Origin of the sequence: Undibacterium sp. Ren11W (assembly GCF_049340485.1) — a bacterium.
Lineage (GTDB): Bacteria > Pseudomonadota > Gammaproteobacteria > Burkholderiales > Burkholderiaceae_D > Undibacterium.
In genome coordinates this window covers 95,359-118,138 of record NZ_JBMPPB010000008.1, presented here as the reverse complement: position 1 = coordinate 118,138, position 22,780 = coordinate 95,359, and the positions used below count along the sequence as shown (strand labels likewise).

General features: G+C 50.7%; 18 protein-coding genes. 13 read left to right on the top strand and 5 right to left on the bottom strand.

Features of this window, described 5'->3' with window-relative positions; translation table 11 throughout:
- Window positions 1–88: 88 nt before the first annotated feature.
- A complete protein-coding gene (gene phhA, locus ACO0K8_RS17075) occupies window positions 89–970 on the top strand; it encodes a phenylalanine 4-monooxygenase (RefSeq protein WP_422947863.1) in 882 nt (293 codons plus the stop codon).
- Between the two features lie 32 nt (window positions 971–1,002).
- Here phhA and ACO0K8_RS17070 read toward each other — a convergent pair whose 3' ends face one another.
- The 3 genes from ACO0K8_RS17070 to ACO0K8_RS17060 form a co-directional block, all read right to left on the bottom strand.
- Complete coding sequence (locus ACO0K8_RS17070) at window positions 1,003–1,752, bottom strand: transporter (RefSeq protein WP_422947862.1); 750 nt, start codon at window positions 1,750–1,752, stop codon at window positions 1,003–1,005.
- A 208-nt stretch (window positions 1,753–1,960) separates the two neighbouring features.
- The gene (locus ACO0K8_RS17065; protein ID WP_422947861.1) at window positions 1,961–2,824 is read right to left on the bottom strand and encodes a lipid A biosynthesis acyltransferase; all 864 of its coding nucleotides are present in this window, start codon (window positions 2,822–2,824) and stop codon (window positions 1,961–1,963) included.
- On the bottom strand, window positions 2,821–3,669 hold the full coding sequence (locus tag ACO0K8_RS17060) for a lysophospholipid acyltransferase family protein (RefSeq protein WP_422947860.1): 849 nt from the start codon (window positions 3,667–3,669) through the stop codon (window positions 2,821–2,823). Before ACO0K8_RS17060 ends, ACO0K8_RS17065 begins: the two co-directional genes overlap by 4 nt.
- A gap of 235 nt (window positions 3,670–3,904) precedes the next feature.
- On the opposite strand from ACO0K8_RS17060, the gene metK reads away from it, so the two are divergent.
- The 9 genes from metK (at window position 3,905) to ACO0K8_RS17015 (ending at window position 17,718) form a co-directional block, all read left to right on the top strand.
- Window positions 3,905–5,083: a methionine adenosyltransferase gene (gene metK, locus ACO0K8_RS17055; protein WP_422947859.1), complete on the top strand. Its 1,179-nt coding sequence runs from the start codon at window positions 3,905–3,907 to the stop codon at window positions 5,081–5,083.
- A 16-nt stretch (window positions 5,084–5,099) separates the two neighbouring features.
- The gene (locus ACO0K8_RS17050; protein WP_422947858.1) at window positions 5,100–6,011 is read left to right on the top strand and encodes a M14 family zinc carboxypeptidase; all 912 of its coding nucleotides are present in this window, start codon (window positions 5,100–5,102) and stop codon (window positions 6,009–6,011) included.
- Window positions 6,012–6,299: 288 nt separating this feature from the next.
- A complete protein-coding gene (locus ACO0K8_RS17045) occupies window positions 6,300–8,453 on the top strand; it encodes a prolyl oligopeptidase family serine peptidase (protein ID WP_422947857.1) in 2,154 nt (717 codons plus the stop codon).
- Window positions 8,454–8,584: 131 nt separating this feature from the next.
- Window positions 8,585–10,336, top strand: a complete 1,752-nt coding sequence (locus ACO0K8_RS17040) for an ABC transporter ATP-binding protein (RefSeq protein ID WP_422947856.1) — start codon at window positions 8,585–8,587, stop codon at window positions 10,334–10,336.
- Window positions 10,337–10,349: 13 nt separating this feature from the next.
- Window positions 10,350–12,119, top strand: a complete 1,770-nt coding sequence (locus ACO0K8_RS17035; protein ID WP_422947990.1) for an ABC transporter ATP-binding protein — start codon at window positions 10,350–10,352, stop codon at window positions 12,117–12,119.
- A gap of 70 nt (window positions 12,120–12,189) precedes the next feature.
- The gene (locus ACO0K8_RS17030; RefSeq protein ID WP_422947855.1) at window positions 12,190–14,454 is read left to right on the top strand and encodes a penicillin-binding protein 1A; all 2,265 of its coding nucleotides are present in this window, start codon (window positions 12,190–12,192) and stop codon (window positions 14,452–14,454) included.
- 332 nt (window positions 14,455–14,786) lie between these two features.
- A complete protein-coding gene (locus ACO0K8_RS17025) occupies window positions 14,787–15,746 on the top strand; it encodes a hypothetical protein (RefSeq protein WP_422947854.1) in 960 nt (319 codons plus the stop codon).
- Between the two features lie 363 nt (window positions 15,747–16,109).
- Window positions 16,110–17,090 (top strand): protein-methionine-sulfoxide reductase catalytic subunit MsrP, encoded by a 981-nt coding sequence (msrP, locus tag ACO0K8_RS17020; RefSeq protein ID WP_422947853.1) that lies wholly within the window; start codon window positions 16,110–16,112, stop codon window positions 17,088–17,090.
- A 1-nt stretch (window position 17,091) separates the two neighbouring features.
- Window positions 17,092–17,718 carry a sulfite oxidase heme-binding subunit YedZ gene (locus tag ACO0K8_RS17015; protein ID WP_422947852.1) on the top strand — a complete coding sequence of 209 codons (627 nt, stop codon included), beginning with the start codon at window positions 17,092–17,094 and terminating at the stop codon, window positions 17,716–17,718.
- A gap of 5 nt (window positions 17,719–17,723) precedes the next feature.
- On the opposite strand, the gene lptM is transcribed toward ACO0K8_RS17015, so the two are convergent.
- Window positions 17,724–17,939 (bottom strand): LPS translocon maturation chaperone LptM, encoded by a 216-nt coding sequence (lptM, locus tag ACO0K8_RS17010; RefSeq protein WP_422947851.1) that lies wholly within the window; start codon window positions 17,937–17,939, stop codon window positions 17,724–17,726.
- A 51-nt stretch (window positions 17,940–17,990) separates the two neighbouring features.
- Here lptM and cyaY point away from each other — a divergent pair, with 51 nt between their 5' ends.
- Window positions 17,991–18,305, top strand: coding sequence for an iron donor protein CyaY (gene cyaY / locus ACO0K8_RS17005; RefSeq protein WP_422947850.1), 315 nt, complete (start codon window positions 17,991–17,993; stop codon window positions 18,303–18,305).
- A 121-nt stretch (window positions 18,306–18,426) separates the two neighbouring features.
- On the opposite strand, the gene ACO0K8_RS17000 is transcribed toward cyaY, so the two are convergent.
- A complete protein-coding gene (locus ACO0K8_RS17000) occupies window positions 18,427–20,742 on the bottom strand; it encodes a penicillin-binding protein 1A (protein ID WP_422947849.1) in 2,316 nt (771 codons plus the stop codon).
- A gap of 323 nt (window positions 20,743–21,065) precedes the next feature.
- Between ACO0K8_RS17000 and ACO0K8_RS16995 the strand changes: the two genes are divergently transcribed.
- Complete coding sequence (locus tag ACO0K8_RS16995) at window positions 21,066–22,145, top strand: pilus assembly protein PilM (protein ID WP_422947848.1); 1,080 nt, start codon at window positions 21,066–21,068, stop codon at window positions 22,143–22,145.
- On the top strand, window positions 22,145–22,777 hold the full coding sequence (locus ACO0K8_RS16990) for a PilN domain-containing protein (RefSeq protein WP_422947847.1): 633 nt from the start codon (window positions 22,145–22,147) through the stop codon (window positions 22,775–22,777). The genes ACO0K8_RS16995 and ACO0K8_RS16990 overlap by 1 nt, the downstream gene beginning before the upstream one ends.
- Window positions 22,778–22,780: the final 3 nt, after the last annotated feature.

The following is a 22,780-nucleotide window of genomic DNA, read 5'->3' as shown; positions in this document are numbered from 1 at the left end:
ATTCTCAGGCTGGCTGTCGTGATCTTCGCGCTGCCAGCCTTTTTTGATCTTAGCATTGGCTACACTCACTCATTTCGAGATAAAAATTATGCAAACCTCAGTCGTTTCAAATGCCGATTTTTTAGCCACAGTCGCTGAAAAATCCGATGGCGCCGCCTTGCGCGGCGACTACACTCACGCCGACGATCAATACGTCGTAAAGCAGGATTGGAGCGCTTACACCGAAGCCGAGCATGAGTTGTGGCGTAAACTGTATCAGCGTCAGGCAGCCTTGTTGCCGGGCCGAGCCTGTGATGAGTTCATTGATGCCCTGCAGCAGATGAAGGCAGCCGATGGCATCCCCGAATTCGAGAGCACTTCGGAAGAGTTATTCAAGGCTACCGGCTGGCGCATTGTGGCCGTGCCTGGCTTGATCCCCGAGTTGGCATTCTTCAATCATCTGGCCAACCGTCGCTTCCCGGTGACGGTATGGTTGCGCACTCCGGAAGAATTCGATTACATCGTAGAGCCAGATGTTTTCCACGATTTTTTTGGTCATGTACCGCTGCTGTTTAATCCTGTGTTTGCCGATTACATGCAAAGATATGGTCAAGGCGGCTTGAAAGCGATGAAGCTCGGTGGCCTGGAAAATCTGGCGCGCTTGTACTGGTACACCGTAGAGTTCGGTCTGATCAATACGCCGCAGGGTTTGCGCATTTATGGCGCAGGTATTTTGTCTTCAGGTGGCGAGGTCGAGTATTGTCTGAAGCAGGGAACTGGAGCGCGCCATATCCATCTAAATATTGAGCGTTGCCTGCGTACTCTCTACAAGATCGATTCGTACCAAGAGACTTATTTCGCCATCGATAGCTATCAGGAATTATTCGATGGGACTGCACCTGATTTCACTCCCTTGTACGAAAAACTCCAACATCTCGATACCTTGGCGGCGAATACTTTGCTGGCGGATGAGCTTGAATTGCTAGCGTAAGGCTTGCGGATCGATCGGAATAGCTATAACTCTTAAAACCGCCAGGCCATGCCTATGCCGGCCTGGCGTTCAATAGAATTTTTGTGGCGCAGATATTTGATGCCTAGATCCAGATCTAGATCGTCAGTCGGCGAGTAAATGATGCCTGTCAGTAGATGCTGATCTACGTAGGTTTCAGATTTGAGATTGGCTTGGTATAGTCCGGCGTCGGCTAGCACTTGTATTTTTGGTGTGACTGCAAATAGCGTTGCCAATGAGACGCGCCATTGCGTCGCACGCTGCTCTATGCTGGCCTGTTCCTGGTGAAAATTTCTTTGCGTCATACTTAGATTGCTGTGCGTGGTCCATGCCGCGTTTGTATAGCTATAGACTAAGGTAAGCGCTAAGTCGTGGCTATCCTTACTCAGTTGTTTTTGTGTCGATCCGCTAGGGAAAAACATTTCTGTTTTTAGCGCCCAGCTATCCCCATCTTTTTCTGAAAATAGATATTTCGTCCCTAGCGAGGCGTCGCCTATTCCTGTCGTGGCCGACCATCTCATCGGAATAGCGAAAAATAGATCGAGTTGATCATTTGCGCCGTAGGTATAGGTCCAGCTAGCATTCTGACTTTGGCGGTTTGACTCGCTGTAGTGATCAGTACTGATTTCGATTTGTTGCTTGCCAGTGCTTTGTACACCACTATCTTCAGTCACCAGCGGGTGGGCCGCATAGGTGCAATCGGCGCTGAACAATAATAGCAAAGTCAGATTTAGTAAAAATGGTAGGGGCAGTTTTATTAACATCAGTGCTGTTTCTAGGTATGACGGCGAGTTTATTTGGACGTCATATTTTAATGAGAAATTGTGACAGGCGATAAGTTGAGCCAGATATTTTTTTCTAATTTCAATTAAAAAGGCATTGAAATCCGATAAAGAGTTTCAATGCCTTTTTTATTTGAGGCAGGGCTGGCGAATGCCAATACGCGAGGTTTTAAGCTAAGTGCCGTGCCGCTTAATACACGCTGGCTTCACCTTCTGGACGGGTTTTAAAACGGCGGTGCGCCCAGAAATATTCGGCCGGCGCTTTCATGATTTCTTTTTCTATGAAGCTATTCATGAAGCGGGTCGCCTCTACCATGTCATCGCCTGGGTAGTTTTCCCAAGGCGGATGAAACACCACTTTCCAACCTTGGTAATTGGGCAGTATGGTGGCAATCACCGGTATCACCTTGGCCTTGGTGGCTGCGGCGATCCGTGGTGCTGCCGTCAGCGTAGCCGCCTTGATGCCAAAGAAGGGGACGAATTCTGCATCTTTGGGGCCGAAATCCATGTCGGGTAACATGAAGAAGGGCGTAGGTTCGCGCATCGCTCGTATGATGGGTTTGATGCCTTCGGCGCGCGAGAATAATTTGATTTTGTTAAAGCGCAGACGACCTTTACGCAGCGCCTCATCAAATACTTTATTTCTTTGTTCGGTATAGATGGAGCACACCGGTGATTCTAACGAGAGCGCGATACCGGCTACATCGAGACTGACAAAATGCGGGCATAGCAAGATCGTGGGGCCAGCCGTGATGATATCCATTGGCACCGACGGCTCTACATGGATTAGCTTGCGCAGGCGGCGCTCGGAAGCCCACCACAGTATGCTGCGCTCTAACACACTGCGTACATAGACTTGAAAATGCCGTTTCGCGATGGCGACTCTTTCTTCTTCACTTAGCTGCGGCAGACATAAGCGTAAATTGGTCAGGGTGATATGGCGACGCGATTTGATCAGCTTGAACAATAGGCTGCCGACCGCTTCTCCTATGCGTCCTAAAATGGATAGAGGTAGCCAATGCAGTAACCACATCAAGGCAAGTACGAGTTTCATGCAGTTTCCTGTTCTGGTCCGTTGACGCCGTCGGGTGTCTTGTAGCGGTTATAGCTCCAAAAATATTGGGCCGGGCAGCGCGCTATTAATTGTTCCATGGCCGTATTGATGGTGTTGGCTTGTTGGGTGGCATCGCCTTCCAGAATCGCATCGAAGGCGACGAAGCGCACCACAAAACCGCGGCCGTGTGGCAAACGCTCGGCGTAAGTCAGGATGATGGGGGCGCCTGTCATGGTTTGCATTTTTGCCGGCAAGGTCATGGTGTAAGCGGCTTTGCCAAAAAAATTTGCCCACGCGCCTTCACCCTGCTGCGGTACCTGGTCTGGCAATAAACCTATCAGCTCGCCTTTTTTCAAGGCCTTCAGCATGAGGCGCACGCCGGATAAATTCGCCGGAGCCAGCATCAAGCCATCTCTGGCGCGCGCGCCTTCTATCAGAGGTTTGAGTGCAGCTTTACGCGGCGGTCGATACAGCACCGTGAGCGGCGTCTTGGCGGCGATGGTCTGCGCCACGATTTCAAAACAACCCAGATGCGGTGTCAAAAAAATCACGCCTTTTTTTGCGTCTAGGGCGGCTTGTACCAGTTCCCAATTCTCTACGCTGGCGGTACGTAATACGCGCGCAGGTTTGGCACACCAGATAAAAGGTAGCTCCATCAGGGTCTTGCCGGCTTCCTTAATCGCCTCGCTCAGACTGTCGCTAAAGCCGGCCCGTGCCAGATTCTCTTTCATGCGACGCCGGTAGCCGCCCGAGAGCAAGTACACCAGCCAGCCCAGCGCGCTGCCTAAGGTATGGAGTACCGGCAACGGGAAAATGGATAAAAATCGAAAAAGAATAACAAGCATGACGCCGCTCAATAAATTAGGAAAAAAGCTAAGAAAAATTAGGGGTATTCGACAAGGCGTGAATAAGAGGCGTAAAATATCACATATTGGCAGCGCGTTGAGAACAACGAGAGCTGCCCCCGCCGAGTTAATACAGACAACTTGCGAGACGGGTAATAAATTTCGCTAAAGCGTCGCAGGTTCTTTACCTGACTGCGGCATTGTCAATACGGTCATTTAATTTTAGGAGCTTGCGATGGCTAATGATTTTCTTTTTACCTCAGAATCGGTTTCTGAAGGTCACCCCGATAAAGTAGCTGATCAGATTTCTGATGCGATTCTTGACGCCATTTTTGAGCAAGACCCACGTTCACGGGTCGCTGCCGAAACTCTGGTCAACACCGGTTTAGTGGTATTGGCTGGTGAGATCACCACCAACGCCAACGTCGATTACATCCAGGTTGCACGCGATACCATCAAGCGTATTGGCTACGACAACACTGAATACGGTATTGACTACAAAGGCTGTGCGGTGCTGGTTGCGTATGACAAGCAATCGAATGATATCGCCCAGGGCGTTGATCACGCACATGACGACCATCTTAATATCGGTGCCGGTGACCAGGGCCTGATGTTTGGTTACGCCTGTGATGAAACTCCAGAGTTGATGCCTGCGCCGATTTACTACGCGCACAGACTGGTGGAGCGTCAGGCGCAGTTGCGCAAGGATGGCCGCCTGCCTTTCTTGCGTCCGGATGCCAAGAGTCAGGTCACTATGCGTTATGTCGATGGCAAACCGCACAGTATCGATACTGTGGTGCTCTCGACTCAGCATAGCCCGGAGCAGAGTGATGGGCAGAAGATGAAGCCTTCTTTCATCGAGGCGGTGATTGAAGAAATTATCCGTCCTGTGCTGCCTGCAGAATGGTTAAAAGATACCAAGTTTCTCATCAACCCTACCGGTCGCTTTGTGATCGGCGGTCCGCAAGGTGATTGCGGTCTGACTGGCCGTAAAATTATCGTTGACACTTACGGTGGTGCTTGCCCTCACGGCGGCGGCGCCTTCTCCGGTAAAGATCCTACTAAGGTCGATCGTTCTGCAGCCTACGCGGCACGTTATGTGGCGAAGAATATTGTTGCCGCTGGTCTGGCCAAACAATGTCAGATTCAGGTGGCGTATGCGATCGGTGTCGCGCGTCCTATGAACGTTACCGTGTACACAGAAGGCACAGGAGTTATCCCGGATGAGCAATTGGCTGCACTGGTCAACGAATATTTTGACCTGCGTCCAAAAGGCATTATTCAGATGCTCGATTTGTTGCGTCCGATTTACACCAAGACTGCTGCCTATGGCCACTTCGGTCGCGAAGAGCCTGAGTTTACTTGGGAGCGCACAGATAAAGTGACTTTGTTGCGTGCTGCTGCAGGACTTTAATTTTTGGAAAACTTAGATGCAATGGTGTGAAGTAAGCGGTAAGTCCATTGCAGTCTTGCGGGTGGCAGTGTTAAGTCTTAGTTTGACACTGCCTCTCCAGTCTAATGCCGCATCAAGCTCAAATCCCACCAGCAAGCCAGCAGCAGTCACTGACTGGTGCGCAGTGCTGGCGACACGTTTGCCTAAGGTCAGCGAGAACGAATGCCTGGCTAGTAAGTTGCAGACCTCAGGTATCTCTTCCTTCAATGGTTTTCCGATCTTGACTAAAGATGTCGCGGCCGATCCGCGTCACAAGCAGGCGCTCAAAGTTTTGCTACTCGGTGGTATTCATGGCGATGAGCAAACCGCCTCTTCGGTGGTGTTCAAGTGGCTGCAGCTGCAAGGAAAAAGTAATACGCAAGAGTTTCAATGGAAGGTCGCGCCGGTCATTAATCCCGACGGTTTGCTGGCTGCCAAGCCCAAGCGTGTGAATGCGCGCGGAGTCGATCTGAACCGCAATTTCCCTACTCCCAACTGGCAGCAAGATGCCCCCAAATATTGGGCCAATACCACGCGTAGCGATCCGCGCCGTTATCCTGGCAAGTTACCTATTTCCGAGCCCGAGAGCCGCTGGGTCTACGACACGATAGAAAAATTTAAGCCGGATGTAATCATCTCGGTGCATGCGCCATTTGGCGTGCTAGATCTGGATGGTCCGGCCAAGCCGCCCAAGAGTTTCGGCCGGCTCTGGTATAACCGGGTCGGCGTCTATCCCGGCTCATTGGGCAATTACAGCGGCATGCATAAAAATATCCCTGTCGTCACGATAGAGCTGCCCAATGCCTTAAGAATGCCGCCCGACGCCGAGGTGCAGCGCATCTGGCTAGATATGCAAAGCTGGATACGGCGCAATGTGCCCGCTGCGCAAAAGACTCAGCCAAAATTATAGTTTGGTGCGGTGTCGTGAGAGTTCGTCATACGCCTTGCAAATACGCAAAATCATATACTCCCCTGATTTTTAAAATAAATCGGCGTATTGCGCATATGAATATTGCGCAGTGAAAATATACTAGTGGGTAGTATGTTTTAACACGGATTTACAAGTAGTTACGATCAGTTAGCAGGTGCGCTGCAATTTACCGCGCGCAGGAACTTATTACCAGCACCGCCAGTCTCAGCTCACTATCAGATGCGGATGCGCTCGGCGCTCGGCTCTGTATCAACCATAAGGAAAACCATGAGACCACAATTAAAACTGATGACGCTAGCGCTAATGCTGAGTGCCGCCCATCTGGCACAGGCACAAGCTAATACTCAGGATGTAAAAATATCTGCGCCAGCCGATAGCGTTGCCGATCAATTCCAGTGGCTGGAAGAGGTAGGCGGCGAGAAGTCGCTCGATTGGGTCAAGGCACGCAATCAGATTACGCGCGGCAAACTCGATGGCGACGCCGGTTTTACTAAGCTACGTGCTGATTTGCAGGTGGTGTTGGATTCTAAGGATAGAATTCCTGGCATACGCAAGATGGGCAAGTCTTACTACAACTTCTGGACCGATGCTGAGCATCCGCGCGGACTGTGGCGCAAGACAAGTCTGGCAGAATATCGCAAGGCGCAGCCGAAGTGGGAAACCGTACTCGATATCGATGCATTGGCCAAAGCCGAAAATCAAAACTGGGTATTTAAGAATAGTATCTGTCGTGAGCCTGAGTTTGATCGCTGCCTGATAGAGTTGTCGCGCGGCGGTGCCGATGCGGTCAGCCTGCGCGAATTTGATTTGGCCGGCAAACGTTTCGTCAAGAATGGTTTCGTCTTGCCTGAAGCGAAAATGACGGTGGAGTGGCGCGATAAGGATCATCTGTTTGTCGCTACCGATTTCGGTACCGGCACAATGACCGACTCCGGCTACGCACGCATCGTCAAGGAATGGCAACGCGGCACGCCTTTAAGCACAGCCCGCACTTTGCTGGAGGGCGAACAGGCCGACATGGGCGTTTCTGCGCAAAGCAGCGATCATGGCGGTGTACATCATGAATTGGTGCGCCGGGGCGTAACTTTTTACACCGCCGAAAATTTTTTACGCGAGGGTGGTAAACTGAGCAAGCTCGACGTGCCGGCGCAGACAGGTATCGATTTTTTCGCTACGCAATTTATCGTCACGCCTAATGAAGCCTGGACTACCGGCGGTAAAACCTTTAGCTCTGGCAGCGTGTTGGCGATAGATTTCGAGGCGTTTAAAAAAGGCGATCGCAACTTCACCATCTTGTTTCAACCATCCGACAGTACCTCATTTACCGGCGCCACCAGCACCCGTAATTTTCTATTGGTGCAGTCGCTGGAAAATGTCAAAAGCAGTTTGACTGAATGGAAATTCAAAGACGGCAAATGGACGGCGCGTCAGGTTAGTTTGCCGACCATGGGGAAAGTTACCATCAGTGCAGTCGACGCCTACCGTTCGGATGACTATCTGCTTAGCTATTCAGATTATCTGACCCCGAATGTCTACCAATTGGCACATGCAGGAAGCGATGAGCGCGAATTGCTGAAATCGTCGCCCGCTTTTTTTGATGCCAGCGCTTACGAAACCGTGCAAAAGTTCGCCAGTTCCAAGGATGGCAGCAAAGTGCCTTATTTCATGGTACGTCGCAAGGATGTGAAATTCGACGGCAATAACCCAACGCTCTTGTACGGCTATGGTGGCTTCCAGATCTCCCTGACGCCGTCTTACTCGGGCGCTCTGGGTAAATCCTGGCTGGAAAAAGGTGGCGTGTACGTGGTGGCAAATATCCGTGGCGGTGGAGAATTCGGACCGCGCTGGCACCAGGCCGCGCTGAAAGAAAACCGTCAACGCGCCTATGATGATTTTGCCGCAGTGGCAGAAGATCTGATCGCCAGCAAGATCACCAGCCCGCAACATCTGGGCGCAATGGGCGGCAGCAATGGTGGCTTATTGGCTGGTGTGGCACTGACGCAGCATCCTGAACTGTTCAATGCGGTCGTCAGTCAGGTGCCTTTGTTAGACATGCAGCGCTTTAATCAGTTGCTGGCTGGCGCTTCCTGGATGGGTGAATACGGTAATCCGGATGTGCCGGCAGAATGGGCGTATATCCAGCGCTACTCGCCTTACCAGAACGTCAAAGCCGGGGTGACATATCCTAACGTCCTGTTCATCACCTCGACCCGCGACGATAGGGTTCATCCCGGCCATGCGCGTAAAATGGCGGCAAAAATGCTCGATCAGGGCCATGCGAACGTCTGGTACTACGAGAACATCGAGGGCGGTCACGGCGGTGCTGCCAACAATGCGCAGCGCGCCGATATGAGCGCAATTACCTATAGCTTCCTGTGGAACATGCTGAAGTGGGATAATGCGGCACATGTAGTGCGATAGTGCGCTGAGCTTTTTCTCTTCGTTCGAAAATCCACTACAATCCGCTCACTCGCAAGGGGGAGCGGATTGTTTGTTTTTTAAACCGGGAAACACAAGTGCTGGCATAGTACTCACAATTTTGAAGGTAAGGCATGACCCTGTATCAACTTTTAGGACAATTCATCCGTCGCCATCAGCGTCATTATCTGGCGGCCGCTGCCATGCTGCTGACGGTCGCCGTACTCACCGTGTTGATCCCGCGTAAAGTGGGGGCCGTGATTGATGCCATGGTGGCGCATAGACTCAATAGCGCTAGCCTGATGTTGGAATTAGGGACCCTGGTCTTGATGGGCGTGGCAATCTATTTTCTGCGGGTGGGTTGGCGCTTGCAATTGTTTGCCGCTTCTTATCAGTTAGGGATGGAGTTACGCACCCGTCTGTACCAGCGTCTCAGTTTGCAAAGTCCAGGCTTCTTTCAAACCCAGCGCACCGGTGACTTGATGGCATTGGGCACCAACGACGCCGATGCCATCGAGTTGGCTGCCGGTGAGGCGGCCCTGGCCGGTTTCGATGGATCCATGACCTTTGTGCTGGTGATCGGCATGATGTTACTCGGGGTCGATTGGCGGCTGGCGCTGGCGGCGCTACTGCCTTTCCCTTTTATGGGATGGGCCTTTAAGCACATCACGCATCATGTGCATGATGCCTCACGCGATTCGCTGGATCGATTTAGTAAACTTAATGATCAGGTACAAGAAACTTTATCCGGGGTGCGCACTCTGCGTGCGCTCGGCTTAGAGCAACGCAGTGCTGCACAATTTGCTGAACTGGCTGAGCAAGCCTCGCAAGCGAGCCTGAAGTCGCAAAGCTGGGAAGCGGCCTACGAGCCGGCCGTCGGCGGTGCCTTGACCGCGGCAGGCGCTTTGACCTTGGCAGTGGGCGGCTATCTGGTCTGGCATGGCGAGATGACGATTGGTGTACTGACCAGTTTTAGCATGTATCTGGGGCAATTGATCTGGCCTATGTTCGCTGCCGGTTGGGTCTTGTCCTTGCTGGAGCGTGGTAAGGCAGCATGGGCGCGCCTGCAACCGGTATTGGATCAGGACTTAGCGATACAGGATCGCGGCCAGCAAGAGGCGAAGCCGCACGGCACCCTGAGTTTCGAGAACATCGTGTTTGCTTATCCAGGGCAGCAGCATGCTGCGCTCGATGATGTCAGTATTGTTCTGCCTGCGGGGCAGACACTGGGCATTGTTGGGCCTACCGGTGCGGGTAAATCGAGTGTGATACGGCTGATATTGCGCCAGTTTGAAGCGCAACAAGGACGCGTGCAATGGGGTGGGCATAGCCTGGCTGATTACCGCTTGAACAGTCTGCGCAATGCCGTTAATTGGGTGGCGCAAGAGCCGTTTTTATTCTCAGCCTCAATCGCCAGTAATATCGCCTTGAGCAATCCCGATGCGACGCGCGCACAAATCATGCACGCGGCCGAACTGGCGGCGGTGCATGAAGATATTTTGCGTTTCCCGGAGGGCTACGACACTGCGGTCGGGGAGCGTGGCGTGACCTTGTCCGGTGGTCAGCGTCAGCGCGTCGCGATTGCGCGTGCGTTGTTGACAGACAGCCCCTTGCTGTTGCTTGATGATGCCTTGTCGGCGGTCGATACCGATACCGAAACCCGTATCCTGCAGCATCTGGCCGGTTTGCGTGCACAGCATCCAGAGCGCAGTGCGATTATCGTCAGTCATCGCTTAAGTGCGGTAGCGGACGCCGATCGCATCGTGGTGCTACGACTAGGGAAAATAGTTGAACAAGGCAGGCACGCCGAACTACTGGCTGCAGACGGCTGGTATGCCAGCCAGTGGCGCTACCAACAATTGGAGGCTAGCCTCGATGCCGCCTAAAGACGATGCAGTGATGAAAAAAGACAAAAAAAGTGGCGTGAGTAGTTCGGTCTCAGAAAAAAAACTGGCAGTGCAATTGCTACTGAATTCGGCGCAGCCAGAAAAACGCCATGTCTGGCTAGGCATTTTGTTTTTGGTGCTGGCGGCGGGTCTGGAGGCGGTCGGGCCGTTGCTCGGCAAGGCCTTTATCGATAATTACTTATTGCCGCATCAGATGGATAACAGCATGGTGTTGTTACTGTTGCTGAGCTTTGTGTTGACTGGCTGGATCGCCACCTGGCTGCGTTATCTGCAACTGGTGCGTCTGGCCGGGGTGGCGATGCGTTCGGTAAGGCGCTTGCGCGAACAAGTGTATGCGCACGTACTGCGCCTACCTATGGCATTTTTTGACAAGGCAATTACCGGGCAACTGGTGAGCCGAGTCACTAACGATACCGAGGCGGTCAAGAACCTGTATGTACAAGTTTTATTTGTAATGCTCGATAGCTCTATCGTCGTGATAGGCGCGCTGGCGGCAATGGCGTGGCTAGATTGGCGGCTGATGCTGATCGTGACGATGCTGATCCCGGCGGTGGTGATCATCGTCTGGTTTTATCAGCGCTGGAGTGCACCGGCCGTGACGCGTGCCAGACAGCTGCGTAGCGAGATCAATGCCCAGGTGGCCGAAAGTATCAACGGCATGAGCGCACTGCAAGCCTGTAATGCCGAAACCGGTTTCGGTCAACGCTTTCAAAACACCAATCGTCAGCACTATGGTGCGCGTCTGGACGAGTTGCGCGCCAATGCCTGGCTATTGCGGCCGGCCCTGGATTTACTCAATACCGTGCTGTTGGTTGCAGTCATTTATGTGTTTAGTCAGCGCAGTTTTTCTGGCATAGAAGTCGGGATCTTGTATGCCTTCGTCAGCTATATTGCACGCGTGGTCGATCCATTGATACAGATTACCCTGCAGTTCGGCCAAATTCAGCAAGCCGTGGTGTCGGCAGCCCGTGTGAATACCTTACTCAATGAAGCGGTGCCCACTGCGGTACACAGCGATGCAGAAATTTTGCGTGGTGAACTGCGTCTGCAACATCTGAGCTTTGGCTATGATCCTGATCAACCGGTATTGCATGATATTAATCTAGCGATTCCGGCCGGAAGTTTTTACGGCATCGTCGGTCATACCGGGAGTGGTAAATCGACCTTACTCAGTTTGCTGTTGCGTTTTTATACCGCACAAGCCGGACGTATCGATGTCGATGGTCAGCCACTCGCCAGTTATAGCGACGAGCACTTTCGCGCCAGCGTTGGCCTGGTACCGCAAGAGCCGTTTTTGCTGGCCGCCAATGCGCGTGAAAATATCTCCATGGGGCGCGCCATCAGCGAGGCCGATATTATTAGCGCCGCCAAGGCGGCCAGGGTCCATGATTTTATTTTGCAGCTGGAACACGGTTACGATACCCCGCTAGGGGAGGGCGGTGCCCGACTCTCGACCGGACAAAAACAATTGATCGCGATTGCCCGTGCCCTGGCTGGTCAGCCACGCATCCTGTTCCTGGATGAGGCTACCTCGCATATCGATAGCGAAACTGAGCAAATCGTGCAAATGGCGCTCACCGATTTACGCGGCAAGGTGACCATCGTTGCGATTGCCCACCGGCTCTCGACGATCCGTGATGCCGACAATATCATCGTCTTAAATCACGGCAAACTCAGCGAGCAGGGCAGCCACGCAGAACTAATGGTACTGAATCAAGGTATCTATCAAAAACTTTATCTGTTGCAGGCATTGGAAGAATAGAGTTCCACCGAAGCGTCAATCGCATTTCGCATTAAAAAAATCATCAAAATTTTTTAGGTAAATAAACAAAATGAAATGGCTACTTAGTCTCGCTGCCTTGATCGCTGTTGTCTGTGGTGCGCTGCTCGCTTTTGCTCTGCTGGTGCTGGCACCTGATTTACCCTCGCTTGATGCGGTCACCGATTACAAACCTAAGATACCTCTGCGCATTTACACGGCGGACAATGCTCTGATCGGTGAATTTGGCGAGGAACACAGAGACTTTGTACCGATCAAAGAGATCCCCGATGTACTAAAAAATGCTTTGTTGGCTATCGAAGACTCGCGTTTTTACGAGCACGGTGGCATCGATTTTATCGGCGTGACGCGGGCCGTCTTGTCGGACGTCACGGGGGGCGTGAAGCAGGGCGCCTCGACCATTACGATGCAGGTGGCGCGCAATTTTTTCTTAACCCGGGAAAGAACTTTGTCGCGTAAGCTCAAGGAAGTTATGCTGTCTTACCGGATAGAGACGGCGTTGAGCAAGGATCAGATCCTTGAACTGTATATGAACCAGATTTATTTGGGTCAGCGTACCCATGGTTTTTCGAGTGCTGCACGGACTTATTTTGGTAAATCACTCAAAGAGTTGAGTATCGCCGAAGCAGCAATGTTGGGAGGGATACCGCAAAATCCGGCCAGACATAATCCGGCAGTCAATCCGCAAAGGGCTAAGCAGCGCCAGATATTGGTACTGAAAAGTATGCGCAGGCTGGGCCACATCACGGATGCGCAATTTGAGCAAGCCAGCAATGAGCAATTGCATATCAACAGCAGCCTGCAATTTGAGTCGCACGCCGCCTATGTGGCTGAGACGGTCAGACAAAGTATCTTCGAGCAATACAAGGAAGAAACCTACACCATGGGTATCAAGGTCTACACTACCATCAACAAGGCCGAGCAAGAGGCTGCCTATGAATCCTTGCGCCGCAACGTCATGGCCTACGATCAACGCCATGGTTATCGTGGGCCCGAGGCATTCATCGAGTTGCCTGGCGATGAAGATGAGCGCGACGATGCGATCGATGAAGTCTTGCTCAAGCACCCGGCCAGCGATCTTTTATTCGCCGCAGTAGTGACTGAGGCTAACCCTAAACTGGTGAAAGCCGAACTAGCCACAGGCGAGTCTATCCAGATTTCTGGCGACGGTTTGCGCTTTGCCAACGCGGCTCTGCAAGCGAAAGCCAACCGCGATCTGAAGCTGCGCCCAGGTGCAGTGATACGTGTCATGCAAGACAGTAAGAGCAAGGCGCGCTGGCAGATCAGCCAATTGCCGGAAGTCGATGCCGCTTATGTTTCCCTCAATGCTCAGGATGGTTCGTATCGTTCGCTGGTCGGCGGTTTTGATTTCAATCGCAAAAAGTTCAACCATGTCAGCAGCGCCTGGCGTCAGCCCGGCTCGTCCATGAAGCCCTTCATCTATTCGGCAGCTTTGGAGAAGGGGTTTTTTGCCGGCAGCATGATTAACGATAGTCCCTTATCGGCCGACACCAACGAAAGCCTGCGCTGGGATCCGCGCAATGACGACGACAAATATGATGGCCCCATCAGCATGCAGACTGCGCTGGCGCAATCGAAAAACGTGGTCTCGGTAAAAATTCTAAAAGCCATAGGTGCGAGCTATGCGCGCGACTACTTGCCACGCTTTGGTTTTGAGGCTGCCAAGCACCCGGTTAATCTGACGCTGGCGCTGGGCACTGGCTCGGTGACGCCGGTGCAGTTGGCCGCCGCTTACGCGGTATTTGCCAACGGTGGTTATCAGGTTAGTCCGTGGCTGATACAGAAGGTCACCGATGGCCGCGGCAAAATTATGTTTGAAGCCAAAGTACCTGCCGTCGCGCCGGAAGAAGCCAGAGTCATCGATGCGCGCAACGCCTACATCATGGACAGCATGCTGCGTGAGGTGACCCGCTCCGGCACTGGTGCCGCGGCCTCGCAACGACTAGGGCGGCACGATCTTGCCGGAAAGACCGGCACCACCAGCGATGCCATGGACGGCTGGTTTGCCGGTTACGCTAGCAATATCGTGGCGGTGGCCTGGATGGGTTACGACGATCCTAAATCCTTGGGCGGACGTGAGTTCGGCGCCACCCTGGCGTTGCCGATCTGGATAGACAGCATGCGCACTGCGCTGGCCGGCAAGCCGGAAGTGATACGCGCCACCCCAGAGAATGTGGTGAGCATCGATGGTAAATGGAGTTATGCCGAATACCAAGCCGAGGGCGGCAATGGGGTGAAAGCCCTGGACATAGAGGATAGCCTGGGCGAACGACTACTCAAACTGTTCAAACCATAAAAAAAGCCCACATACGCCTATAGCGCAGCGGGCGAAATCCTCTCCTGGTGGGGAAACTTAGGCGGATTTGCTGAGTATAAGAGTGCGATGTGACGCGGATGTGACTTTGGCGTGACCCCGCAGGGAAGGCGATTAGCGAGCTGACTCGCTAATCGCAGCCATAGCGCGTGGTGCAGTATTTGAAATCTTAAAACAGGCACCGCCACAGCGCATATTCCATGCGCTTCTTCAAGCATGTTGGCCTGAAAGGCGCATGGAATATGCGCGCTGGGCCAGGCATGTTTAAATTTTACATAAGCCAGAATCTGGGCCGACTACATTGAGGACGATATATGCAGCTCCCCTTTTTTTGCCAGACAGCGCTGAAACTTAATCTGAGTCGCCTCATTTTTATTCTCTTGTGCACGCTGAGCTTAAGCGCCTGCGTCTCGCCGTCTTACGACGGTACTTCGAGAGAGATTCCTGACAATACCCAATTAGCGCTCAGCCCGAATGGGCAACGCCTTTTAGTTAGCTGGAATGATAGTTCAGGTAAGTTGCATGCAAAATTGCTAGACCTCAAAGGCAGCGAAGTCGCGACTATTCGCGAAGTCGCTTTACCGCCGAATACACTTTCTACTACGTTCGCCAATAATAATGCGCAGATCTTGGTGACGACCTGGGATAAGCAGGTGAATCAACTATTAAAAATTAATCTGAGCGACGATAGCGCCAGGCTGATTTATCAAAGTCCCTACAATCTGCGGTTTCCTTTAGAGGTCAGCGACGAGAATTATGTGTTTCTGGAGGGGCAGGATGCCAAGAATAGCATTAACCTATGGCAGCGTTTTCAGCATAGCGAGAAAACTATATTGAATGGCATGAGCTACCGATCCGCAACCCGTGTCAATGTGATCAAAGATGCTGTTTTTATCATAGAGCCGTGGACGCCACCGGCATTTCGCAATCTCGCCGGTGAACTGCCTCAAGGTTTGAGCGCCCTGGTGGATAAGACTACTTTCGATATTCGATGTGCCGATCGTAGCCCCTTAACTTGCCTGCGTAAACATCTCTACTACGGTGATCAAGGTAGTTATAGCACCATGGAAATTCTTAATGGTAAGCAGCGTTGCGAGATCGCCGGGCGCTGGATCGATTCAAGGGGAGTGCTGATCTCGCGTGACGGCAGTAGCGTGGTGTTTCATGCCGCCATGCTCAGGCATGGTGGTACGCGCGCTATCTATTTCATTAAAAATACCGGACAAAGCTGCACCGCAAGCAGCATCGCGATTACCGGAAAAGCCCTGCGTTAAGCATCGGTGAAGTGCTGTATAGAAATAACTTGGTGCCCATGCCACAGCGCATATTCCATGCGCTTCTTCAAGCATGCTGGCCTGAAAGGCGCATGGAATATGCGCGCTGGCGGGGATGGTGGGCTACAGAATTGCGCTGCGTTCCGTTAGCTGTGTTGTTCAAATGCTTGGTAAAAAGAATACCGCATCAGATGGGGGATTTCCGGAATATCGATTTTTAGCAATTTTCATACGAATGCTCTTTTTATCTGGGAAAATGTAAGGATCAGCGGAGCTGCCCGACTCATGAGAAACTAAGCACGATATTTGCTGTCCTACACGCTGATATTGTCGAATTTCCATCGCCTTGCCCACGGAGTCATCATGCTGATCCAACGTAATCCTAATGGTATCGATTTACCATTTTCCTCAGAAATCACACCGCGTGCGGTGTTTGAATCGCGTCGTGACTTTATTCGACAAATCGCAGTGGGCTCTATTGCCAGTGCTTCCTTGCTGGAGATGGCCAACCGTGAGGCTTTTGCGCAATCGCCAACAGCACAAAAATTGGCAGCTGCCGTCAATCCTGCCTATGCCTTGATGGAGAAAAAAACCTCGTATAAAGACGCCACCACCTACAATAATTTTTATGAGTTTGGCACTGACAAGGTCGATCCGGCGATGACTGCCGGTAGTTTAAAACCGCGCCCATGGAGTATCGCTATTGAGGGCGAAATCAAGAAGCCGATGACGCTGGACCTGGATAGTTTGCTGAAATTAGCACCGCTGGAAGAACGTATCTATCGCCTGCGCTGTGTGGAAGGCTGGTCTATGGTGATCCCTTGGGTGGGCTATTCTTTGTCGCAACTCATCAAGAAGGTCGAACCGAATAGCAATGCGCGTTTCGTCGAGTTCATCACGCTTGAAGACAAAAAGCAAATGCCAGGCTTACGTAGCCCTGTACTTGAGTGGCCGTATGTGGAAGGTCTGCGTCTGGACGAGGCGATGCATCCTCTGGCCTTACTCACCTTAGGCATGTACGGTGAAGTATTACCTAATCAAAATGGCGCGCCTGTGCGCATTGTTTTGCCATGGAAGTATGGCTTTAAATCAGCCAAGTCCATCGTCAAAATACGCTTTACCAAAGAGCAGCCGCGCACCGCATGGAATATCGCTGCACCTGCTGAATATGGGTTCTACTCGAATGTGAACCCAGACGTAAATCATCCGCGTTGGTCGCAAGCGAGCGAGCGTCGCATCGGTGAAGATGGTCTGCTCAGCCGCAAACGTAAGACCTTAATGTTTAACGGTTACAGCGAAGTCGCTGCTTTGTATGCCGGCATGGATTTGAAGAAATTCTTTTAATATGAACGTGACTAATCAGCAGTTGGCGCGCATCAAGTGGCTATTATTTGCCGTGGCATTGCTACCCTTCTTGCGTTTGCTGACCTACACCTATCTGGATAAACTTGGTGCCAATCCGGTCGAATTTATTACCCGAAATACCGGTGACTGGACCCTGTATTTTTTGTGCATCACATTGGCAATGACACCCTTGCGTAAGCTATTGCAATGGCACTGGATCATACGTCTGCGGCGCATGCTGGGCTTGTATGTGTTCTTTTATGCCTTCCTGCATTTCATGACTTTTCTGTGGTTCGATCATTTCTTTGAATTCGAAGAAATGTGGGCCGATGTCTTGAAGCGCCCCTTTATTACAGTAGGATTTTCTGCCTTTGTGTTGCTGATACCACTGGCACTGACTAGTAGCAATGGCATGATCAAACGTATTGGTGGCAAGCGCTGGCAGCTCTTGCATAGACTGGTGTATGTGATTGCGCCGCTAGCGGTGCTGCATTATTTTTGGATGAAAGCGGGCAAGCATGATTTCTCGCAGCCCTTGCTGTTTGCGGTGATCGTCTTTAGCTTGTTGGCGATCAGGGTTTTTTGGCGCTGGCGCGCCCACCTCACGCACACTGCCAAAGCGTTCTAAAGCGTTTACTTTTGCGGCACTGCTATCTCATCGCTTTTTTCTTCTATCGTGCTGGCTGAGGCGGCAGTTGCCTTAGGTGCTTCTGCTGGTGCTGCTGGCTTGGGGGCGCTGACGGCAGTTGGCCTGACTGATAGATACAACGGGCCTTTTTGCCCGCAGCCACTGAGGGCGGCGATCCCGCTGCAGATGCTCAGGGCCAGAATAAGAGTAGGTTTTTTCAAAATGTTCAACAGCGTATAGAATGGCGGTTTATCGATGCGCTGGAGTGTAACATGACCGAAACAGAATTTTTGAAAATGGCCGATGAGTGTCTGCAACAAGTTGAGCAAATTTTCGAACGCGCTTTTGATAATGATGAGCTTGATGTGGATTGCAAGCGCAGTGGCAATGTTTTAGAAATTGAATTCGTCAACAACGGATCAAAAATTATTGTCAATAGTCAGGCTGCGATGCAAGAGATGTGGCTGGCAGCAAGGTCTGGCGGTTTTCACTATAAACATGATGGTCAGGTGTGGCGCAACACGCGCGATAACTCAGAATTTTTCAGCACCTTGTCCTCTATCGCTAATGAACAAGGTGCCGCCTGAACGCGTTACTTTGTCGACGCTAAGCAAAATTACACGGGCGTCTTTGCGCTCGCCTTACTGTACATAAAGTACGGTAAGGCGAGGCACTTGACTGCACCAATTTTGCGTAAGTCTTACTTATCTACTCTTCAATAATCGCTTGTTCGGGCTCACCTAAATTACGGATTGCTGAGCCTGGTGGATTTTCCGCGTAGAAGTAGTCTCCTTCTGCCTGGATAATTCCTTTGGGTATCGCCCGCTCTTCTATCGGGATCTCTTTCAAACCTCTTTGCATATACGAGATCCAGATCGGCAAAGCCAAGCCGCCGCCAGTTTCCTTATTCCCCAAATTTTTTGGTTGGTCATAGCCTATCCAAGCTATTCCTACCAATTTCGCTTGATAGCCGGCAAACCAGGCGTCGATAGAATCATTGGTGGTGCCAGTTTTTCCTGCAAGATCAGGGCGCTTCAAAACCATGGCCTTAGTCGCGGTACCATATCGGACCACATCTTTTAACATACTGTCCATCAAAAAGGCATTACGTTCATCGATAACGCGATTGGCTTCGTCGCCAGCCAGATCAGGCATGGCTTGTGACAATACTTTGCCGCTGGTGTCGGTGATTTTTGAAATCAGATAGGGATTGATTTTGTATCCGCCATTCGCAAACACCGCATACGCGCCAGCCATTTGCAATGGCGTCACAGCTCCAGCGCCCAATGCCAGGGTCAAATAAGGAGGGTTTTTTTCTGGCAAAAAACCGAAACGGCTAGTGTATTCCTGCCCGTATTTTGCACCGACTTTTTGCAGTATGCGTATCGAAATCATGTTTTTTGATTTGGTTAAGCCCTTACGCATACTCATCGGGCCCTCATACTTGCCATCATAATTCTTTGGTTCCCATGCTTGCCCACCGGTTTGTCCTGCGTCGAAACTGATAGGTGCGTCGTTAATGATGGTTGAGGGGGATAAGCCCTTTTCCAGGGACGACGAATAGATAAAAGGCTTGAAACTTGAGCCAGGTTGCCGCCATGCTTGCGTCACGTGATTAAATTTATTGATGTTGTAGTCAAAACCGCCGACCAGAGCTTTAATCGCTCCATCTGTGGTGCTGGCCGCGACAAATGCAGATTGCACCTCAGGTATCTGGGTAATGCTCCAGTTGGCACCTTCTTGTACCACGCGTATCACTGCGCCGCGTTGTATGCGCTTATTTGCCGGTGCCGTAGCAAGTAGACCACTCGCGGCGAAGCTTAGGCCAGCACCGCTGATCTGAATTTCTTCGCCCGAAGAAAGTACTGCTTTGACTAACTTAGTATCGGCGCTGAGTACCATGGCGGGAACCAGATCATCGCTATCGTGATGATCCGCTAGCTCTGATTCTATTTCGCTTTCGGCTTCTTCTTTATTTGCGGGTATCTCTATGATGGCTTCCGGGCCACGGTAACCGTGGCGTCGTTCGTAATCCATCACACCGCGGCGCAACGCCAGATAAGCGGCATCCTGATCGGCTTTTGTGATGGTTGTGTACACATTTAAGCCGCGTGTATAGGTTTCTTCTTTGTACTGTTCATACACGAGTTGCCGCGCCATTTCAGCAACGTATTCAGCATGGATGCCAAATTCAGCGCTATCGGTTTTGATTTGTAATTGCTCGATTTTGGCCGATTCATATTGGGCTTCAGTGATGTAACCCAGCTGCTTCATCCTTTGCAAGATGTATTGCTGACGCACTGCCGCACGCTTGGGATTGGCAACAGGATTATAGGACGATGGTGCTTTCGGAAGTCCGGCCAGCATCGCCGCTTCAGCGATACTAATTTCCTTCAAACTTTTACCAAAGTAGATTTGCGCCGCAGACGAAAAACCATAGGAGCGCTGCCCCAAATAAATTTGATTCATGTAGATCTCGAGGATCTGATCTTTACTCAGATTTTGTTCAATTTTCCACGCGAGTAATACCTCGTAAATTTTTCGTTTGAACGTTTGCTCGCTGGATAGGAAAAAATTTCTGGCAACTTGTTGGGTAATGGTCGATGCGCCTTGCTTTGGGCCGCCAGCCATATTGTGGACTGATGCACGCAATATGCCTAAATAATCAACACCACCGTGTTCGTAAAATCTATCGTCTTCAATCGCCAACACCGCTTTTTTCATGAGTTCAGGAATGTCGGCGAATCGCACTACATTGCGTCGCTCTTCGCCAAATTCAGCGATCAACATATTATCCGCAGAAAATACGCGTAAAGGCATCTTGGGTTTGTAGCTGGTAATCGCATCTAGCTCAGGCAGATTGGGGTAAGCCATAGTCAAGGCAAAACCTACTAACAATACCACTGCAACTAGTCCGCCGAGAATAAGCCCACCTAAGCCTAACAAAATACGTAATGCCAAGTTGCTAGACTTGGTTTTTGTTGCTGCATGTTCTATTGTTTGATGAGGTCTGGTAACTGGCATAGATGAATAGTGTTGATGTGAAAGAGCAATGCTTATTATAGCCTTAGCAGATGTCTTGGTAAAAATTGCAAGACCTTAAGCGCTCCAGTGGATATTTGGCAACGCATATGTGTGATGCTTTGCGGAAAATCCTTTACATTAGTACAGGCTTATTGCTAGGATTTCATGTAGGCTCAGATAATTGTATGCCAATGCGCTGTTTTTAAAAGAATTTATACTCTTAGCGTCGCCGTTAAATATTGTCTTGAGTAATAATTTGTTACCAAATAGTTTCTTGCGCAATACTATTAAGAATAGAATGATGTTTTTTTGAGGGGATATCCTTGGCTTTAGATCTGGCATCATTGCTTGGAAGAAAAAATCCGCCCTTGGTCGGTTTGGATATCAGCACGTCTGACGTCAAACTTGTCGAGCTCTCGCGTAGTGGCGAGCAAGGATTTCGACTGGAACGGTGTGGCTCAGAGCCATTGCCGAAGGGTGCGGTTGTGGACGGAAACATAGAAAATATAGAACAAGTTTCTGACGCAATTCGCAAATTGATTAAAACCAGTGGTTGTAGCGTAAAAAACGCTGCTCTTGCGATGCCAGCTTCGGCCGTTATCACTAAAAAAATCATACTCTCGGGAAATTTGAGTGAGCAAGCCTTGGAGGTGCAGGTTGAGTCTGAGGCGAATCAATATATTCCTTTCGCAATGGATGAGGTTAGCCTGGACTTTTGCGTCATAGGACCCGCTGCCAATGCAGAAGAAGATGTTGAGGTCATGCTGGCAGCATCGCGTAAAGAAAAGATTGAAGATCGCGTAGCGGTCATTGAATCCGCGGGTTTGCAAGCGAAAATCATGGATATCGAGTCGTATGCGGCACGTGCTGCAATTAACCGACTGATCGAGGCGCAATCAAATGGCGGACGTGATCAAATTTATGCTCTGTTTCAAATCGGAGCAAAAGTTACTTATATTTCTATCTTGCTAAATGGTGAAGTGATTTACGAGCGTGATCAGCAATTTGGCGGAAATCAGTTGACTCAAGACATTATTCGCAATTACGGCCTTTCATTTGAAGAGGCTGAAGCGAAGAAAAAGCAAGGCGATCTGCCTGATAGCTATGAAATGGAGTTGTTGGAGCCATTTTTGGAGAGCGCATCTCTGGAAGTGACCAGGGCGATACAATTTTTCTTTACGTCGACCCCGTTTACCCGTGTTGATCAGATTTATCTCGCGGGAGGTTGTGCTGTAATACCCGGCTTGGTTGATCTTATTGCTGAGCGCACAAAAATTTCCGCGTCTGTTGTGAGTCCGTTTAAGGGGATGGACTTGTCGAATAATGTGAGTGAAAAAATGTTGCGTAGTGACGCGCCTTCTTACCTGGTAGCTTGTGGTTTGGCAATGCGGAGATTTGGATAATGATTAAAATTAATCTACTTCCTCATCGAGAAGAGAAGCGCAAGCAGTTAAAAAGTAATTTTTACTCACTGTTGTTGTTCGCTGCCGTGATAGGTGCTTTGGTTGTGTTGGTTGTTGGTGCTGTTTTTGCACGGCAGATAACAGCCCAACTTGATAGAAATAATTATATTAAGGCCGAAAATCTAAAGCTGGATGAAAAAATTAAGGAGGTTGCGACTCTGCGCCAGGAAATTGATGGTCTGAAGGCGCGGCAGCAAGCTGTTGAAGATTTGCAGGGGGATAGAAATCAACCTGTTTTTATGTTGGATGAATTTGTAAAGTTGACACCTGAAGGTGTTTATCTGAAGACGCTAAAGCAAGAGGGACAGCGTGTTTTGGTTACTGGGTACGCGCAATCTAATCAGCGCGTTTCAGATTTTATTCGCAATTTAGGCGGTAAATCAGTTTGGGTTTATAAGCCAGATTTGCTTGAAATTCATTCCGTAAACTTAGGGCAGGGGCGTGATGCCAAGAGAGTCGTGGAGTTTTCTATGAATGTTGCCATCAAGCGGCCGCGTGAGCAAGAATCCGGTGCCGCAAGTGCTGTGGCTGTAGGTAGCGCTACGCAACCCTCTCTTCCTAAAACGCCTTGAGCG

Excerpts from the sequence above, each read along its gene's own strand:
- phhA (WP_422947863.1), top strand. The coding sequence starts at position 89 with ATGCAAACCTCAGTCGTTTCAAATGCCGATTTTTTAGCCACAGTCGCT.
- ACO0K8_RS17070 (WP_422947862.1), bottom strand. The coding sequence starts at position 1,752 with ATGTTAATAAAACTGCCCCTACCATTTTTACTAAATCTGACTTTGCTA.
- ACO0K8_RS17065 (WP_422947861.1), bottom strand. The coding sequence starts at position 2,824 with ATGAAACTCGTACTTGCCTTGATGTGGTTACTGCATTGGCTACCTCTA.
- ACO0K8_RS17060 (WP_422947860.1), bottom strand. The coding sequence starts at position 3,669 with ATGCTTGTTATTCTTTTTCGATTTTTATCCATTTTCCCGTTGCCGGTA.
- metK (WP_422947859.1), top strand. The coding sequence starts at position 3,905 with ATGGCTAATGATTTTCTTTTTACCTCAGAATCGGTTTCTGAAGGTCAC.
- ACO0K8_RS17050 (WP_422947858.1), top strand. The coding sequence starts at position 5,100 with ATGCAATGGTGTGAAGTAAGCGGTAAGTCCATTGCAGTCTTGCGGGTG.
- ACO0K8_RS17045 (WP_422947857.1), top strand. The coding sequence starts at position 6,300 with ATGAGACCACAATTAAAACTGATGACGCTAGCGCTAATGCTGAGTGCC.
- ACO0K8_RS17040 (WP_422947856.1), top strand. The coding sequence starts at position 8,585 with ATGACCCTGTATCAACTTTTAGGACAATTCATCCGTCGCCATCAGCGT.
- ACO0K8_RS17035 (WP_422947990.1), top strand. The coding sequence starts at position 10,350 with ATGAAAAAAGACAAAAAAAGTGGCGTGAGTAGTTCGGTCTCAGAAAAA.
- ACO0K8_RS17030 (WP_422947855.1), top strand. The coding sequence starts at position 12,190 with ATGAAATGGCTACTTAGTCTCGCTGCCTTGATCGCTGTTGTCTGTGGT.
- ACO0K8_RS17025 (WP_422947854.1), top strand. The coding sequence starts at position 14,787 with ATGCAGCTCCCCTTTTTTTGCCAGACAGCGCTGAAACTTAATCTGAGT.
- msrP (WP_422947853.1), top strand. The coding sequence starts at position 16,110 with ATGCTGATCCAACGTAATCCTAATGGTATCGATTTACCATTTTCCTCA.
- ACO0K8_RS17015 (WP_422947852.1), top strand. The coding sequence starts at position 17,092 with ATGAACGTGACTAATCAGCAGTTGGCGCGCATCAAGTGGCTATTATTT.
- cyaY (WP_422947850.1), top strand. The coding sequence starts at position 17,991 with ATGACCGAAACAGAATTTTTGAAAATGGCCGATGAGTGTCTGCAACAA.
- ACO0K8_RS17000 (WP_422947849.1), bottom strand. The coding sequence starts at position 20,742 with ATGCCAGTTACCAGACCTCATCAAACAATAGAACATGCAGCAACAAAA.
- ACO0K8_RS16990 (WP_422947847.1), top strand. The coding sequence starts at position 22,145 with ATGATTAAAATTAATCTACTTCCTCATCGAGAAGAGAAGCGCAAGCAG.